Genomic DNA, 15302 nt, shown 5'->3' with positions numbered 1-15302 from the left:
GGCGCGGACGCGTCGACGGCCGTCGACGCGGCCGTCGTGCAGGCCGCCGAGGCCGCGCACGCCGCCAGCCGGGCCGCGATCCAGTGCCACGGCGCCATCGGGTACACCGTCGAGTACGAGCTGCACCGGTACGCGAAGCGGGCCTGGGCGATCGAGGCGCTCGGCGAGCCGAAGGCCCGCCTCGACCGGATCGCCGCCGCCCTCCACCTCCAGGAGACCCAGTGACCGACGAACAGACCGAAGAGGTCGTCCAGTACCGCACCGACGGGCCGGTCGCGGTCGTCACGATGCACCGCCCGCAGTACCGCAACGCCCAGAACTCCGCCATGACCTACGCCCTCGACGACGCGCTGTACCGCGCCGCGGCCGACGACGAGGTCAAGGTGATCGTGCTGGGCGGCGCCGGGGAGCACTTCTCCGCCGGGCACGACATCGGCACGCCCGGGCGCGACATCGACACCAGTTTCGACCGGCGGGCCGGGCTGTGGTGGGACCACGTCGGCAAGCCCGGCGCGGAGAGCCGCTTCGCCCGGGAGTCCGAGGTGTACCTCGGGATGTGCCGGCGCTGGCGGGAGCTGCCCAAGCCGACGATCGCCATGGTCCAGGGCGCCTGCATCGCCGGCGGGCTCATGCTCGCCTGGTGCTGCGACCTCATCGTCGCCGCCGACGACGCGTTCTTCGCCGACCCTGTCGTGCGGATGGGCATCCCCGGCGTCGAGTACTTCGCGCACCCGTGGGTCATGGGGCCCCGCTACGCCAAGGAGTTCCTGTTCCTCGGCGAGCGGGTCGGCGCCGGGCGGGCGCTGCAGCTGGGCATGGTGAACCGGGTCGTGCCGCGCGGCGACCTCGAGCGGGACACGATGGACATCGCCCAGCGGATCGCGAAGATGCCGCGGCTCGGGCTGGCGCTGACGAAGAAGGCCGTCAACCAGGCCGAGGACCTCATGGGCCTGCGGGCCGGGATGGACTCGGTGTTCGGCCTGCACCACGTCGCCCACGCCCACAACGCCGAGACCGGCACCGACGCCCTGGCCGGGCACGACGCCCGCTCGATGCGCGACGGCGGCCGATGATGCTCCAGCGGTACTCCGGGCGCGTCGCGCTGGTCACCGGCGCCGCCTCCGGCATCGGGCGGGCCACCGCCGCCCGCCTGCGCGACGAGGGCGCCCGCGTCGCCGGGCTCGACATGTCCGACGTGTCCGGCTGGGCCCAGGACGGCGTGTTCGCGGTGCGGGCCGACGTCCGCGACGAGGCCGCCGTCGCCGAGGCCGTCGAGCGGGTCGCGGCCTGGGGCGGGCGGCTCGACCTGGTCGCCAACGTGGCCGGGGTCGCCGCGTACGCCCACACCACCGACGTGACCCTCGCCGAGTGGGACCGGATCCTCGGCGTGAACCTCACCGGCACGTTCCTGGTCAGCCGGGCCGCGCTGCCGCACCTGGTCGCCGCCGGCGGCGCGATCGTCAACGTGTCGTCCCTCGCCGGCGTGCGCGGCTGGCGGTACAGCGCCGCGTACTCGGCGGCCAAGGGCGGCGTGGTCGCGCTGACCCGGTCCCTGGCGGTGGAGTACGCGCCGGTCGGCGTGCGGGTCGCCTGCGTCTGCCCCGGCTCCGTGGACACGCCGCTGAAGGCGGGCCTGCAACCGGTACCGAATCCGCATCCGAAGCTCGACGGGCGCGGGGGAGCGCTCGTGGACCCGCCCGTCGCCGACCCCGGCGAGGTGGCGGCGGCGATCGCGTACCTCGGTGCGGCCGAGGCCCGGTTCGCCACCGGTGCCGTCCTGCGCCTCGACGGGGGTGCCGGTGCCTGAGCCGCTGTTCCCGGCGGACGCGACCGCCCGGTACTACGCCGACGGCGCCTGGACCGCCGACACGATCGCGGACCTGGTGGCCCGCAACGACCCGGGCCGGGTCGCGTTCCACGCGCCCGAGGGCACGATCACCTGGGGGCAGTACGACGACCTGTCGTCCCGCCTCGCCCGGTCCTACCTGGACAGCGGCTTCGCGCCCGGCGACCGGCTCGCCGTGCTGCTGACCGGCGGTGCGCTCACCCACGTCGCGTACCTCGCCGCGCAGAAGGCCGGGCTGGTCACCGTCGGCATCGGCCCGCGAGCCGGTGACGCCGAGATCACGCACCTGCTGCAGGTCACCGGCGCGGCCGGCCTGGCGACCGCCGTGCAGCATCGCGGACGCCCGGGCGCCGAGATCGCCGCGCGCTGCGGTGCCCGGCGGCACGTGCTGCTGGACCTCGCCGAGGTGGGCGGCGACCGGTGGACCGGTCCCGGCCTCGGTCCCGACGACCTGTTCTTCCTCAACTCCACGTCCGGCACCACCGGCGTGCCGAAGTGCGTGCGGCAGACGATGAACAACCGCAAGTACTTCGGCCCCCTCGCGCACGCCGCCGGCCGGATGGGGCCGGACGAGGTGTTCGCCAGCGTGCTGCCGGCGCCGTACGGGTTCGGCCTGTGGAGCGCCCACGTCGTGCCGGCGATGTACGGCTACCCGACGGTGCTCGGCGCCGAGTTCGACGCGGCCGAGACGCTGCGGCTCATCGAGCGGCACCGGGTGACCGTGCTGTGCGCGGTGACGGCCCAGTTCATCATGCTGCTCAACGACCCGTCGTTCGCCTCGACGGACCTGACGTCGCTGCGGGTGCTGTTCACCGGCGGCGAGCGGGTCCCGGCGTCGCGGGCCGCCGAGTTCGAGGAGCGCACCGGCTGCGCGGTGCTGCAGTTCTACGGCTCCAACGAGGCCGGCCCGATCTCGGTCACCTCCGTCGCCGACCCGCGGCAGCGGCGGCTGTCGACGGCCGGCCGGCCGATCCCGGCCATGAACGTGCGGCTCGTCGGGGAGCGCGGGCAGGTCGCGGCGAAGGGTCCCGGCTGCACGCCGGGGTACCTCGACGACCCGGCCGCGAACGCCGCCCTGTTCCGCGACGACGGCTGGCTGCTGACCGGTGACCTGGGCGCGGTCGACGACGAGGGATACCTGTCGATCACCGGCCGGGCCGCCGACTTCATCATCCGCGGCGGGCACAACGTCAGCGCCCTCGTCGTCGAGGAGGCGGTGGCGACGCACCCCCTTGTCGCGCAGGTGGCCGTGGTCGCGGCGCCCGACCCGGTGCTGGGGGAGCGGGTCTGTGCCTACGTCGCCGTGCGGGGCGCGCTCACCCTCGACGACCTCCGCGCGCACCTGGACGCCGGCGGCGTGTCGAAGCAGAACTGGCCGGAGCACCTCGTGCCCCTCGACGGGCTTCCCATCGGTACCGGTGGCAAGGTCGACAAGGCCGCCCTGCGCACGGACGCGGCCCGCCGGTTCAGTCCAGCCTGACCAGCGTCTGCGCCACCTGGCCGTCGCCGATCGGGCGCCCGGCGACGGTCGCCTCCACGTCGAAGAGGTACCGGCGGCCCCGGACCTCGGCGAGCACCGCCGTGACGAGCACCTCGTCGCCGGTGCGCGCCGGGCCGGTGTGCCGCACGCCGATCCAGGTCCCGAGCGACGCCGTCGCCGGCCCGAAGTGCGGCCGCAGCACGTCGGCCGCGGTGTCCTCGAGGTACGCGATCAGGGAGGGGGTGCTGAGCACCGGGACGGCGCCAGGCACGTGGTCGGTGGTCGCGTCGTCGGTGACGACGAACGTGCGGGTGCAGGTCGCGCCCGGGCCGAGGCCGGTGCGCAGCAGGTCGTGCGGGGCGGGGCGGCGCTTCGGGCCCGTGCGCAGGCGCACGTCGGCGACGAGCCGGTCGCCGTCGCGGAGCCGGATCGTGACCACGTCCCCGTCGCGCCGCGCGACGCCCACGGTGAGCTGCCCGTCCGGGTCGCCGCTCGGGTCCCCGTGCCAGATGACCTGCTCCACGTGCGTGCTCTGGTCTGTGCTGTCCTGCATGGGCGGCGCTCCTTGACATCGTCTCCCGGCCGATCACAGAATTGCACAACCAAGCGCTTGATTGGTAGGTATACGTTGTGACCTTTCCACCCGGTACCGCACCGGCACCCGGCAGCGTCCACGAGCGGTACGTCGCCGACCGCCTCGCCGACGCCGCGGGCGCGGGCGAGAACCTGGCCGACGTCGTGCGGCGCCACGCCGCGGACAACCCGGACGGGGACGCGTTCGTCGCCGGGGACGACCGGCTGAGCTGGCGGCAGTTCGACGAGTACTCCACCTGGTTCGCCCGCCGCCTCGTCGAGGCCGGGCTGCCGCGCGGGGCCCGCGTCGGGGTGCTGCTGCCCGACGGCGTGGAGGTGCACGTCGTGTACCTCGCGGCGATCAAGGCCGGGGTCGTCGTCGTGGCGATCGGGCCGCGGGCCGCGCGGCTGGAGGTACGACACCTGCTCACGGTCGGCGGCGCGACGGCGCTCGTCAGCTTCGCCGCCCACCGCGACGAGCCGGTCGCGGACCTCGTCGCCGACCTGGGCATCGAGACCCACCTGGTGCTGCTGCCGTACGCCTCCTGGGACGTCGTGCCCGGCCCGCCGCTGAAGGGCCGCGAGCTCGCCCCCGACGAGATCCACCTGCTCAACTCGACGTCGGGCACCACGGGCATGCCGAAGTGCGTGGTCCACGACCAGTACCGCTGGTTCTACTACCACGAACTGGCCGTCGAGTGCGGCGACCTGCGCCCCGACGACGTGTTCCTGACCGTGATCCCGGCCCCCTACGGCTTCGCGCAGTGGACGGCCAACTTCACCCCGGCCCTGCTCGGCGCCCCGACCGTGGTCATGCCCCGGTTCAACGCCGACGAGGCGCTGCGCCTCATCGAACGCGAGCGGGTGACGGTCGTCTGCTGCGTCTCGACCCAGTTCATCATGATGCTGAACTCACCCCTCGCCGACGAGGTCGACCTGTCGTCCCTGCGCTGCATGTTCACCGGCGGCGAGGCGGTCCCGTTCGAGCGCGCGTCGGAGTTCGAACGCCGCACGGGCGCGAAGGTCCTGCAGTTCTTCGGCTCCAACGAGACCGGCGCCCTGTCCCGCACGTCGGTGACGGACACGGAGGACCAGCGCCTGCGCACCGCGGGCCGGGTGATCGACGCGATGCAGGTCCGCCTGTTCGCCGAGGACGGCACGGACGTCACCGCGGCCGGCGGCCCCGGCCAGGCGGCGTGCGCAGGCCCGGCGACCTGCCTGGGCTACTTCAACGACGACAAGGCGAACGAGGCCCTGTTCACCCCCGACGGCTGGATGCTGACCGGCGACATCTGCACGATCGACGAGGACGGCTACCTGCGGGTGGTCGACCGCAAGTCGGACTTCATCATCCGCGGCGGCAAGAACATCAGCGCCGCGGCGGTGGAGGACCACGTGGGCTCCCACCCGCAGGTGGCGATGGTGGCGGCGGTGGCGATGCCGGACCCGACCTTCGGCGAACGCGTCTGCGTCTTCGTCGTCCCCCGCTCGCCCGACCCGCTGACGCTCGACGACCTGCGCACCCACCTCGACGCCCGCGGCGTGTCCCGCGAGAACTGGCCGGAGCGCCTGGAACTGGTGGACGATCTCCCGCGGGGCTCGGGCGGCAAGATCGCCAAGGCGGAACTGCGCAAGTCCCTGCGCCCGGCGGTGTGACCCGGGCGGGAAATGGGTTGATCGGCCGCGACCCCGCGTCGCAGCATTGGTCCGTGTGGGTAGATGTGCTGCGCGAGGGCACGCTCAGGCTGGTTCCCCGGCCCGGCCCTGACCTTCGCTGGCAGATGAGCGCGTCCCCGGTCATCGTCAGCGGCGTCCCGGGTCGCTGGACACCCCGGTCGGACGAGGCGGAGGGCCGGTGCGAGCACGTCCGGCGCGGATTGCGTGGAAGACGCCGCCGGGGCGCTCAGGCGCTCCTCGTCCTTCGCGGCCGTTCGCCGGGCCGCTCCAACGCTCCGGGTTGGCTCCGACGCAGACGATAGCCCGACCGGTTCGGCTAGCCCGGCTGGTACGGCGGGGCGACGCCCCAGCCCCATCTCGGGACCGGGGCGTCGCGGACCGGGTCGGCGTCCGGCTGGGAGTTGAGCACGGCCAGGCGGGTGCCCCACTCCAGGTAGCCGACGAACGCCGCGCGGAACTCCGGGTCCCGTGGCAGGGCCACCTCGTCCGCCGCGTCCTGCATCAGGTTGACCCAGCGGGCGAACAGCGGGGCCAGCAGGTCGTCCTGCAGGACCCCGGCGGTAGAAGGCGTCGCACAGGGCCTCGGTGCCGCCGGCCCACTCGTATAACGTCGGCGTCGTCACGCGCATCAGACGACCATGCCGCCGGGTGGCCCGGCAAGTACGCACCGAACGGTAAGGAGGCGTCCGTGCCCAAGCGGTACCACTGCCCGGTGGAGCTCGCGATCGACGTCATCGGCGGCGTGTGGCGGCCGGTGATCCTGGCCCACCTCAAGGAGGGCGTGCACCGCTACGGCGAGCTGCGCCGCCGCATGCCCGGCATCAGCGAGAAGATGCTCGTGCAGCGGCTGCGCGAGCTGGAGGCCGACGGGCTCGTCGCGCGGGCCGACCTGGGCACCGTCCCGCCGCACGTCGAGTACCGGCTCACCGAGGAGGGTGCGACCCTCGCGCCGGTCCTGCAGGCACTGTACGACTGGGGCCGAGGACGGGCCGCCCGGACCGGGACACCCGTCGCGGCGCCCCGGTAGAGTGCCGGACCATGTTCGAGCGGTTCGTCCCGGCGGCGCGCCACGCCGTCGTCCAGGCCCAGCAGGCCGCGGCCGACCTCGGGCACGACCGGATCGGCACCGGGCACCTGCTGCTCGGGCTGCTCGCCGACCCCGACGGCCGGCTGGTGTGGATGCTCGGCAAGGCGGGCGTCACGCGCGCCGCGGTGCTCGCCCGGGCCGGCGAGTTCGGCGAGCCGGGGACCGGCACGGCGCAGAGCCTGCCGTTCACGCCGCGCATGAAGACCGTCCTCGAGCTGACCCTCCGCGAGGCGCTGCGCCGCGGCCACCACCAGGTCACCCCGGAGCATCTGCTGCTCGCGCTGCTGCGCGAGGGCGGCGGCGCCGCGGTCCGCACGCTCACCGTGCTCGGTGTGCCCCCGGCGGCGCTGCAGACCGGGCTGAGCGAGCTCGTCACCGAGCCGCCCGAGCCGCCCGTGACGACCGTGGTCCGCGAGAGCGGTCCGCCACCGACGAAGGAGCCCACCCTCGTCGTGGACGTGGGCACGTCGGCGTCGTCGGCGGCCCTGGTGGGCGCCGACGGTGCGGTACGACTGCTGAAGGAGCCCCTCAGTGGCCTGTACTCCTGGCCGTCGGCGGTCTGCCGCGACGGCGACGCGCTGCTCGTCGGGTCGGCCGCGAACGGGCGGAAGCGGGCGGTGCCGACCGCGTACCGGGCCGAGTTCAAGCGCGACCTCGGCGAGGCGGCGCCGGTGCCGCTCGGCGACCGCGACTTCCAGCCCGAGGACCTCGTCACCGCCCTGCTGCGGGCGTTCGCCGAGCAGGCCGGCGGGCCCGTCCACCGGCTCGTCCTCACCGTGCCGGCCAGCTACCGCCCGGGCGACCCGCGCACCGAGGCGATGATCGCCGCCGGCGAGCGGGCCGGGTTCACCGACGTGGCGCTCGTGCCGGAGCCGGTCGCGGCCGGGCTGGCACCCCTGGCCGGGCCCGCGTTCACGGCGGGCGAGACGGTCCTCGTCTACGATTTCGGCGGCGGTACCTTCGACGCCGCGCTCGTGCGGTACGAGCCCGACGGCCGGCACGCCGTGCTCGGCCACGCCGCCCTCGACGACTGCGGCGGCCGCGACGTCGACGCGCTCATCGCCACCCACCTGCGCGACACCGGAGGCCCCGACCTGGCCGCCGCGCTCGCCCCGCCGGGCCTCACCGGCGACGCCGCCCTGCGGGCCCGGCTGCACGTCGCGGACTTTGTCCGCGGCCTGAAGCACCACCTCAGCGGCGCCGAACAGGTCGAGGACTACCCGTTCCCGGCGGCGCCGCCGGTCGTGCTGCGCCGCGCCGAGCTGACGGACCTGGTGGCCCCGCTGCTGGCCCGCACCGTCGCCTGCTGCCAGGACCTGCTGGACCGCTGCGGCGTCGGCCCGGCCGAGGTCGCGGCGGTGCTGCTCGTCGGCGGGACGACCCGCATGCCCGCCGTCGCCGAGGCGGTCGCCCGCGCCCTGGACCGGCCGCTGCGCCGCCCGGAGGACCCGGACCTGGCGGTGGTGCAGGGCGCGGCCACGCTCACCCGTTCGGCGGGGGATTCGGCGGTACCGCCGCAGCTGCCCACCCCGGACCGGACCCCACTGAGCTGGCCGCTGCCCGGCGGCGCGGGCGTGCTGCTGCGGTGGCTCGTCGACCCCGGCGCGCGGTACCGCGGCGGCACCCCGATCGCCGTGGTCCGCTGCGACGACGGCTCGGTCCGCCGCCTGACCGCCCCCGCCGCCGGCGGTATGGTCGTCTCGCACCAGGCCGCCCCCGGCGCGCGGATCGCGTCGGGCGACTGGCTGACGACGGTCGCCCTGACCCCGTCCCCGCCGCGCTGATGGGCCAGCCTCTCGTCGACCTCGACGCACCCGCCCCGGCGCCCCGGCGCCGGGTGCCACGGTGGCTGCCCTGGCCGGCCGCGGCGCTCCTGCTGGGCGCCCTGTTCCTGGCCCGCCCCGACGACCGCCCACCGGCCGTGGCGGTGGTGGTGGACGCGGGCCAGACGGGCCCGATCGCGGCGACCTACGACGCCGGGTCGGTCCGCATGGAGAGCCGGCTGACGGTGGTCAACTCGGGCGCCGCGCCGGTCGAGCTGGAGGACCTCTCGGCCGAGGCGACGGGCCTGACGGTCCACACCGCCGGCGGCCCGCAGGCGCTCGGCCCGGGCCGGGCCGTCGCGGTGGGCGTGCGGGTCGAGCTGTCGTGCGCCACGCCGCTCCCGGCGGCCCCGATCCGCTTCCGCCTCACGGTCCGCACCGCGGACGGCCGGCGGTCGGTCGTCGAACCCCTCGTGGCCGTCGCGGACAGCCCATGGACGGCGGTGGCGGGCGCCGCCTGCCCCCACTGACCGTGGGGCTCGTCGACCACGACGCGCTCGCCGGTGGGGGTGACGCCGGGCGGGCGGTGGAGCGGGTGCCCGGTGGTGCGACCGCCGTGTACCGGGGGTGGATGCTCGGCAGCGACCGCTACGCCGCGTTCGCCGACGCCCTCGCCGAAAAGGGCACCGTGCTGCGGACCGGGGCGGAGCAGTACCGGCAGGGGCACGAGCTGCCCGGGTGGTACGACACCCTCAAGCACCACTGGCACGAGGCCGCCTACATTCCCGACGTCGCCGACGCCGACGCGGCCTGGGCCGTCGCGGAGCGGTTCGCGCAGCTGCGGGGCGACGAGTTCACCGGCGGGTTCGTGCTGCGCCGCTTCGAGCCGTTCACGGGTGCCGAGGTCCGCACCTGGTGGGTCGGCGGGCGGTGCCGGCTCGTCACGGCCCATCCCGACACGCCCGACCGGCTGCCGCCCGGCGACCTGGAGCTCCCGCCCGGGCTCGCCGGGGCCGTCGAAGGGCTGCCGTTCGTCACCGTCGACCTCGCCCGGCGCGCCGACGGGGTCTGGCGGGTCGTGGAGCTCGGCGACGGTCAGGTCAGCGACCGGCCCGCCGGCACGCCGCCCGAGGAGCTCCTCACCGCGGTGCTGGACGGGTGACGAGGTCGCGGAGGCGGGAGCGCTGGATCTGGCCCGTCGCCGGGGTCCGCGGGATCTCGGCCACCGTCGCCACCAGGCGCGGGTGCTGGAACGCGGCCAGGCGTCCGTCCACATGGGACCGGACCGCGGCCACCGTCGGCGGTGCGGTGCCCGGCGGTACCACGACCACCGCGCACACCAGCTCGCCCCAGCGCGGGTCGGGGACGCCGACGACCGCCACGTCGAGGATGCCGGGCAGGTCGCGCAGGGCGTGCTCGACGTCGGCCGGGCCGACCGACTCGCCGCCCGTGCGGATCACCTCGCGGCTGCGGCCGGTGAGGAAGAGGTACCCCTCCTCGTCCAGCGTCCCCAGGTCACCCGAGCGGTAGGTGCCGTCGAGCGGCGCGCTGCCCAGGTAGCCGTTCATGACGGCCGGGCCGCGCACGCACACCTCGCCGTCCGGGTCGACCCACAGCGCGTTCGGCGGGGCGCCGCGGCCCACGCTGCCGGGCTTGCGGGCCAGGTCGTGGTCGTGCAGCGCGGCCATCCGGCCGGCCTCCGTGGAGCCGTAGAGGATCGTGGTCGTGGTGCCGGGCAGCCGGGCCTTGATCCGCTCCACCAGGTCGGGGGCGACGCTCGACGTGCCGGTGTCGGCGTGCAGCACGGACCGCAGGTCGGCGCGGCGGTGCTCGGGGTCGAGGAGGCGCTCCCAGACGGCCGGGATGCAGTACAGCGCCGACGGGCGGCGCCGCTGCACGACCTCGACGATCTCCTCCGCCGAGGCCCGGCGGACGAGGTGGACCGCGGTGCGGTGCTGCCAGGCCTCCATGACGTAGTGCCAGCCGCCGTAGTGGTACAGCGGGAACGTGCAGACCACGCCGCCGTCGCCGCGCAGGCCCGCGCTGAACGTGCCGCCGCCCGGCGCCGCCCGCAGCCAGCTGGCCCGGTGGCTGACCAGCGCGCCCTTCGGGGTGCCGGTGCTGCCGCTGGTGAGGTACACGATGTGCGGGTCCCGGTCGTCGAGCGGCCGCGGCGGCAGGCCGGCGGCGCCGCCGTCCAGGTCGGACGGGCGCAGCCCGCCCTCGGCGCCGGCGGAGGTCACGGCCAGGCGGGGCCGGACGAGGTCGCGCACCCGGTCCAGCTCGGCGGCCGGCAGCGCCGGGTTCACCGGCGCGAACAGCACCCCGAGCCGCGCGCACGCCACGAACGCGTCGAGCACCCGTAACGTCGGCGGCGCGCACCACAGCAGCGTGTCCCCGGCCCGCAGGCCGCGGCCCTCGAGCGCGTTCGCGGTGCGGTCGGCCCGCTCGTCGAGCTCGCCGAACGTGAGCTGCTCGCCGCCGAGGGTCGCGGCGAGCCGGCCCGGCCCGCTGAGCGCCGCGACCGTGACGATGTCCCCGATGAGCAGGCTCATGCGCCCTCCGCCCCGCCCCGGCCGCACGAGCTCCAGGCTGCGCTCATGCTTCGTGCCCCCAGTCGAACAGGTCCACCTGGGCCGGCCCGAGCGCGCCGTGGGCCGTCTTGTCCCGGGTGATGGCGAGGGCCTCGGGCAGCGCGTCGACCCCGCGCAGCCGGTGGGTCACCAGCGCGCCGAGGTCGACGTCGCCGCGGCGGACCAGCGCCAGCGCGTGGTCGAAGGCGCTCGCCCCGGGCGCGTACCCGCCGGCGCCCGAGCGCGGGTGCAGCAGCGCGACCGACCGCTCGCGCAGCCGCCCGAGCGGCGCCGGCGAGCGGTCCGGCAGCACCGACACGACGACGATCCGGCCGCCGCGGCGCACGCAGCGGGCGGCGAGGTCGAGCGTGGAGGTGCCGCTGAGGCCGGCACCGGGGGCGCCGCCGGCGGTCTCGAACACGACGTCGGCCCCGATCCCATCGGTGGCCTCGGCGACGGCCGCCTCGACGTCGTCCCCGGCCGGCACGGCGAGGTCGGCGCCGGCGCGGCGGGCCAGGCCGAGCTTGGCCGGGCTGCGGCCGGTGACGACGACGGTACCGGCACCGCCCAGGCGGGCGAGCCGGACGTGCAGGACACCCATGACACCGGCGCCGAGCACCAGCACCGTCTCGCCGGGCCGCACGTCGGCCAGCGCGTGCCCGTGGATCGCCCCGGCCAGCGGCTGCACGGCCGCGGCGGCGGAGGCGCCGACCCCGCCGGGCACCGGCACGACGGTCTTCGCGGGCACGACGACCCGCTCGGCGAACGCGCCCGGCCCGCTGAAGCCCAGCACACTCGGCGCCGGGCAGGCGTCGGGCCGGTCCCGGCGGCAGGCCGCGCACCGGCCGCAGGCGGCGGTCTCGACCGCGGTGACCCGGTCGCCCGGCTTGACGTCCGAGACGGTGCCGGCACCGACCGAGCGCACCACCCCGGCGAACTCGTGCCCGCCGAACCGGGTCGGCCCGGCCGCCAGCCGCGCGGCGAGCACGCCGTGCATCGCGACCGGCTCCCCGGCGATGAGCATGCACTCGGTGACGCTCGGCTGCACGCAGGCCACGTCGATCACCACCTCACCCGGCCCGGCGACAGGGTCGGCCACCTCCTCGACCACCACGTCCCCGAACCCTCGCATGACGAGCGCCCGCACCGCACCACCTCCGTACTGACCGGCCTTGACGACCGAATCAGATTTTGTATTCAATATCTAAAGCGCGTCAAGGGAGGGGCCGGATGGAAGCGACGCAAGCCTGGGACGGCACCGGCGAGTGGGAGGTCGTGGTCAGCGGGATCGGCGGGCAGGGGATCCAGCTGCTCGCGAAGACCCTCGCCGAGGCCGCCACCAGCGAGGGCCGGCACGCCATGCTCGCCGCCGACTACGGCGGGGAGATGCGCGGCGGGCCGTCCAAGGCGTCCGTCGTCGTCGGCGCCGCGCCGCTGCGGGCCCTGCCGATCCTGCCCAACGCCGGCTCGGCGGTCCTCGCCCACCACCGCTTCAGCGAGCACGTCGTGGAGCGGCTGCGGCCCGGCGCGTTCGTCCTGGCCAACGCCCCGCTCGTCGACCCCGCGCACCTGCGGGCCGACCTGCGGGTCGTGACGGTCGACGCGAAGGCCGTCGCCCAGCAGGCCGGCGCCCCGAACGCGCTGGGGTTCGTGCTGCTCGGGGCCTACAACGCGCGGGCGCGCCTCGTCGCCGCGCAGGAGCTGGAGGACGCGATGACCAGGCTGCTCCCGCCGTACCGGCGCCAGCACGCCGAGGCCAACATCCGGGCGCTGCGGGCGGGGGCCGACGCATGACGCTGCAGCTGCTGGAGGGCGGCGCGGCCATCGCCGAGGCGGCGATCGCGGCCGGCTGCCGGTTCTTCGCGGGGTACCCCATGTCGCCGTTCACCGGCCTGCTGGAGGAGATGTCGCGGCGGCTGCCGGCGGCCGGCGGCGTGTGCCTCAACGCCGAGAGCGAGATCGAGGGCGTCAACATGACCCTCGGCGCGGCGGCCGCCGGCGCGCGGGCCGCCACCGGCTCGTGCGGGCAGGGCATCGCGCTCATGCAGGAGGCGATCGCCGAGGCCGCGCTCAACGAGACCCCGTTCGTCGTGTTCAACCTGGCCCGCAACCAGCAGGACTACTTCCAGGCCACCCGCGGCGGCGGCTGGGGCGACTACCGCACGATCACCCTCGCGCCCAAGGACGTGCCGGAGGCGGTCGAGCACACCCAGCTGCTGTTCCACCTGGCCGACCGGCACCGGGCGCCGGTCGTGCTGTACGGCGACCCGCTGCTCGCCCAGACCCGGGTCGGCGTCGACGTCTCGCCCCGCGACTTCGGGCCGCTGCCGCCCAAGGACTGGGTGCTCGACGGCACCGGCGGCGGCACCGGCCGCAGCCGGCAGGTGTGGACCTGGGCGATGGGCAAGGCCACCGACCCCGGGCCGGGGCCCGACGGGCACTGGCGGGCGATCGCGGCGAAGTTCGACCGCATCGCCGAGCTGGAGGCCCGCCACGAGCAGGCCCACGTCGACGACGCCGAGACCGTCGTCGTCGCGTTCGGCTCGGCGGCGAAGTTCGTCGAGCACGTCGTCGCGGAACTGCGCGCCGACGGGCACCGCATCGGCTGGTTCCGGCCGGTGACGCTGTGGCCGTTCCCCGGCGCCGCCCTCGAGGCGGCCACGAAGGGCGCCAGGAACGTGCTGGTGTTCGAGCTCAACGCCGGGCAGATGCTCGACGACGTCCGGCTGCACGCCGCCGACCGCCGCGCCGTGCGGTTCATCGGCGGGGTCAGCATCGCCGAGTCGGGCCTGTCCTACGGGCCGCTGCTCGATGCCCCCGTCATCCGCGAGCGCATTCTGGAGGCGACCGTATGACCATCGACACCAGCGGCCCGCCGGTCCGCGACGCCCGCAAGGTCGCCGACTTCAAGCCGAACCTCATCCTGGGCGAGCACTCGCTGTGCCCCGGCTGCGGTGAGCCGGTCGCGCTGCGCATCCTGCTGGAGGTACTGCAGGAGCTCGACATCGTGCAGCAGACCATCGGGGTCGTCGGGCACGGCTGCTACGGCAGCTTCGTGCGCATCATGGACGTCGACGTGCTCCAGTGCCTGCACGGCCGCGCCCCGGCCTGCGCCACCGGCATCAAGCGGGTCCGGCCCGGCGTCGCCGTCTTCACCCTGCAGGGCGACGGCGACATGGCCAACGAGGGCCTGCAGGAGGTGCTGCACGCCGCCGCCCGCGGCGAGAACATCACCTGCGTGATGCTCAACAACGGCGTCTTCGGCGACACCGGCGGGCAGCAGACCGCCACCACCGTGCTCGGCCAGCGGACCAAGACCAGCATCGAGGGGCGCGACCCGGCCGCGCACGGCTACCCGATCCCCGTCGCCGACCTCGTCGCCGGCCTGCGCGGGACGGCCTACGTGGCGCGGGGCGCGGTGTCCAACGCGGCAGCGGTACTGCAGGCCAAGCGCATGCTCCGCAAGGCGTTCGAGACGCAGCTGCGCGGCGACGGCTTCAGCCTGGTCGAGATCCTCACGATGTGCCCGACGGGCTGGTTCGTGCCGACCGCCGAGGGCCCGCAGTACCAGCAGGGCACCATGGAGGCCACGTATCCGCTCGGGGAGCTGGTGACCCCGTGACCGGTTCCGGAGCGAAGCGGAGGAGGCCGGTCACCGTCGGCGCAGTCTGGAAGGCATGCGGCCGGAGCGAAGCGGAGGACGCATGACGCTGGAGCGGGCCAACACCAGCGAGGCGGTGGCCGCGCACATCCTGGGCCGGCTCTTCGACGGCAGCCTGCGCAGCGGCCAGCGCATCGACCTCGACGAGGTCGCCGCCGAGCTCGGCGTGAGCCGGGTGCCGGTCCGCGAGGCCCTCATCCAGCTGGAACGCGACGGGCTCGTCGACCGGGCGCACTACCGCCGGGCCCACGTCGGCGCCTTCGGCGAGGAGACGGTGCGGGAGGCGTTCGCGCTGTACGGCATGCTCAGCGCCCTGACCAACCGGCGCGTCGCCGCCCGCCGCGACTCGGCGGTCGCCGAGGCGCTGGGCAAGCTCGACGAGGCCCTGGCCCGCTGCGACGACCCGGCCGAGTTCGAGTCCCTGGCCCGCGAGTTCCGCCGGGTCGTCAACGTCGCCGGCGCCGGCGACCACCTGCGGGCCCTGTTGCGCACGTTCAGCGGCCTGGTGCCGGCCGCGGCCCGGTTCTCGATCGACGACGCGCTGCCCGAGGAGCGGGCCGCGCTGCACGCCGAGTACGTGGCGCTGCGCGGCCGACGTGGGCCTTGTTCCAGGCCCGGCCCCAGTTCTCCCAGCGCAGGTGG

General features: G+C 75.5%; 17 protein-coding genes. 13 read left to right on the top strand and 4 right to left on the bottom strand.

Annotated elements, in window-relative coordinates; all coding sequences use genetic code 11:
• From ABZS66_RS54225 to ABZS66_RS54210, 4 genes are all read left to right on the top strand, one after another.
• On the top strand, nt 1-225 hold a 225-nt coding region (locus ABZS66_RS54225; RefSeq protein ID WP_354771551.1), incomplete at its 5' end, for an acyl-CoA dehydrogenase family protein.
• Nucleotides 222-1073 carry an enoyl-CoA hydratase gene (locus ABZS66_RS54220; RefSeq protein WP_354771549.1) on the top strand — a complete coding sequence of 284 codons (852 nt, stop codon included), beginning with the start codon at nt 222-224 and terminating at the stop codon, nt 1071-1073. The genes ABZS66_RS54225 and ABZS66_RS54220, both read left to right, overlap by 4 nt.
• Nucleotides 1070-1807 (top strand): SDR family oxidoreductase, encoded by a 738-nt coding sequence (locus tag ABZS66_RS54215; protein WP_354771547.1) that lies wholly within the window; start codon nt 1070-1072, stop codon nt 1805-1807. Before ABZS66_RS54220 ends, ABZS66_RS54215 begins: the two co-directional genes overlap by 4 nt.
• Complete coding sequence (locus tag ABZS66_RS54210) at nt 1800-3326, top strand: class I adenylate-forming enzyme family protein (protein ID WP_354771545.1); 1527 nt, start codon at nt 1800-1802, stop codon at nt 3324-3326. Before ABZS66_RS54215 ends, ABZS66_RS54210 begins: the two co-directional genes overlap by 8 nt.
• Here ABZS66_RS54210 and ABZS66_RS54205 read toward each other — a convergent pair.
• Nucleotides 3313-3879: a hypothetical protein gene (locus ABZS66_RS54205; protein ID WP_354771543.1), complete on the bottom strand. Its 567-nt coding sequence runs from the start codon at nt 3877-3879 to the stop codon at nt 3313-3315. The genes ABZS66_RS54210 and ABZS66_RS54205 overlap by 14 nt on opposite strands.
• A 77-nt stretch (nt 3880-3956) precedes the next feature.
• Between ABZS66_RS54205 and ABZS66_RS54200 the strand changes: the two genes are divergently transcribed.
• Nucleotides 3957-5555: a class I adenylate-forming enzyme family protein gene (locus ABZS66_RS54200; RefSeq protein ID WP_354771541.1), complete on the top strand. Its 1599-nt coding sequence runs from the start codon at nt 3957-3959 to the stop codon at nt 5553-5555.
• 337 nt (nt 5556-5892) lie between these two features.
• Here ABZS66_RS54200 and ABZS66_RS54195 read toward each other — a convergent pair whose 3' ends face one another.
• Nucleotides 5893-6078, bottom strand: a complete 186-nt coding sequence (locus tag ABZS66_RS54195) for a hypothetical protein (protein WP_354771539.1) — start codon at nt 6076-6078, stop codon at nt 5893-5895.
• Between the two features lie 186 nt (nt 6079-6264).
• Here ABZS66_RS54195 and ABZS66_RS54190 point away from each other — a divergent pair, with 186 nt between their 5' ends.
• Genes ABZS66_RS54190 through ABZS66_RS54175 form a run of 4 tightly spaced genes read left to right on the top strand, consistent with a single transcriptional unit; the run spans nt 6265 to nt 9588 of the window.
• Nucleotides 6265-6603: a helix-turn-helix domain-containing protein gene (locus tag ABZS66_RS54190; protein ID WP_354771537.1), complete on the top strand. Its 339-nt coding sequence runs from the start codon at nt 6265-6267 to the stop codon at nt 6601-6603.
• An 11-nt stretch (nt 6604-6614) separates the two neighbouring features.
• Nucleotides 6615-8447, top strand: a complete 1833-nt coding sequence (locus ABZS66_RS54185) for an Hsp70 family protein (RefSeq protein WP_354771535.1) — start codon at nt 6615-6617, stop codon at nt 8445-8447.
• Complete coding sequence (locus ABZS66_RS54180; RefSeq protein ID WP_354771533.1) at nt 8447-8956, top strand: hypothetical protein; 510 nt, start codon at nt 8447-8449, stop codon at nt 8954-8956. The genes ABZS66_RS54185 and ABZS66_RS54180 overlap by 1 nt, the downstream gene beginning before the upstream one ends.
• Nucleotides 8920-9588: an ATP-grasp domain-containing protein gene (locus ABZS66_RS54175; protein WP_354771531.1), complete on the top strand. Its 669-nt coding sequence runs from the start codon at nt 8920-8922 to the stop codon at nt 9586-9588. Before ABZS66_RS54180 ends, ABZS66_RS54175 begins: the two co-directional genes overlap by 37 nt.
• On the opposite strand, the gene ABZS66_RS54170 is transcribed toward ABZS66_RS54175, so the two are convergent.
• Nucleotides 9566-10981: a class I adenylate-forming enzyme family protein gene (locus tag ABZS66_RS54170; RefSeq protein ID WP_354771529.1), complete on the bottom strand. Its 1416-nt coding sequence runs from the start codon at nt 10979-10981 to the stop codon at nt 9566-9568. The genes ABZS66_RS54175 and ABZS66_RS54170 overlap by 23 nt on opposite strands.
• Before the next feature lie 43 nt (nt 10982-11024).
• Nucleotides 11025-12146 (bottom strand): alcohol dehydrogenase catalytic domain-containing protein, encoded by a 1122-nt coding sequence (locus tag ABZS66_RS54165; protein ID WP_354771527.1) that lies wholly within the window; start codon nt 12144-12146, stop codon nt 11025-11027.
• Nucleotides 12147-12229: 83 nt separating this feature from the next.
• Here ABZS66_RS54165 and ABZS66_RS54160 point away from each other — a divergent pair, with 83 nt between their 5' ends.
• From ABZS66_RS54160 to ABZS66_RS54145, 4 genes are all read left to right on the top strand, one after another.
• Nucleotides 12230-12793, top strand: coding sequence for a 2-oxoacid:acceptor oxidoreductase family protein (locus ABZS66_RS54160; protein WP_354771525.1), 564 nt, complete (start codon nt 12230-12232; stop codon nt 12791-12793).
• On the top strand, nt 12790-13854 hold the full coding sequence (locus ABZS66_RS54155; RefSeq protein ID WP_354771523.1) for a hypothetical protein: 1065 nt from the start codon (nt 12790-12792) through the stop codon (nt 13852-13854). The genes ABZS66_RS54160 and ABZS66_RS54155 overlap by 4 nt, the downstream gene beginning before the upstream one ends.
• Entirely contained in the window at nt 13851-14621 is a 771-nt protein-coding gene (locus ABZS66_RS54150) for a thiamine pyrophosphate-dependent enzyme (RefSeq protein WP_354771521.1), read from the top strand. Before ABZS66_RS54155 ends, ABZS66_RS54150 begins: the two co-directional genes overlap by 4 nt.
• Before the next feature lie 82 nt (nt 14622-14703).
• Nucleotides 14704-15302 (top strand): GntR family transcriptional regulator (locus ABZS66_RS54145; RefSeq protein WP_354771519.1); only part of this gene is annotated, 599 nt, incomplete at its 3' end.

It is taken from the genome of Dactylosporangium sp. NPDC005572 (genome assembly GCF_040605515.1).
Taxonomy (GTDB): domain Bacteria; phylum Actinomycetota; class Actinomycetes; order Mycobacteriales; family Micromonosporaceae; genus Dactylosporangium.
Note: the sequence above shows the minus strand (reverse complement) of the source record. Positions and strands in the feature narration are given on the sequence as shown.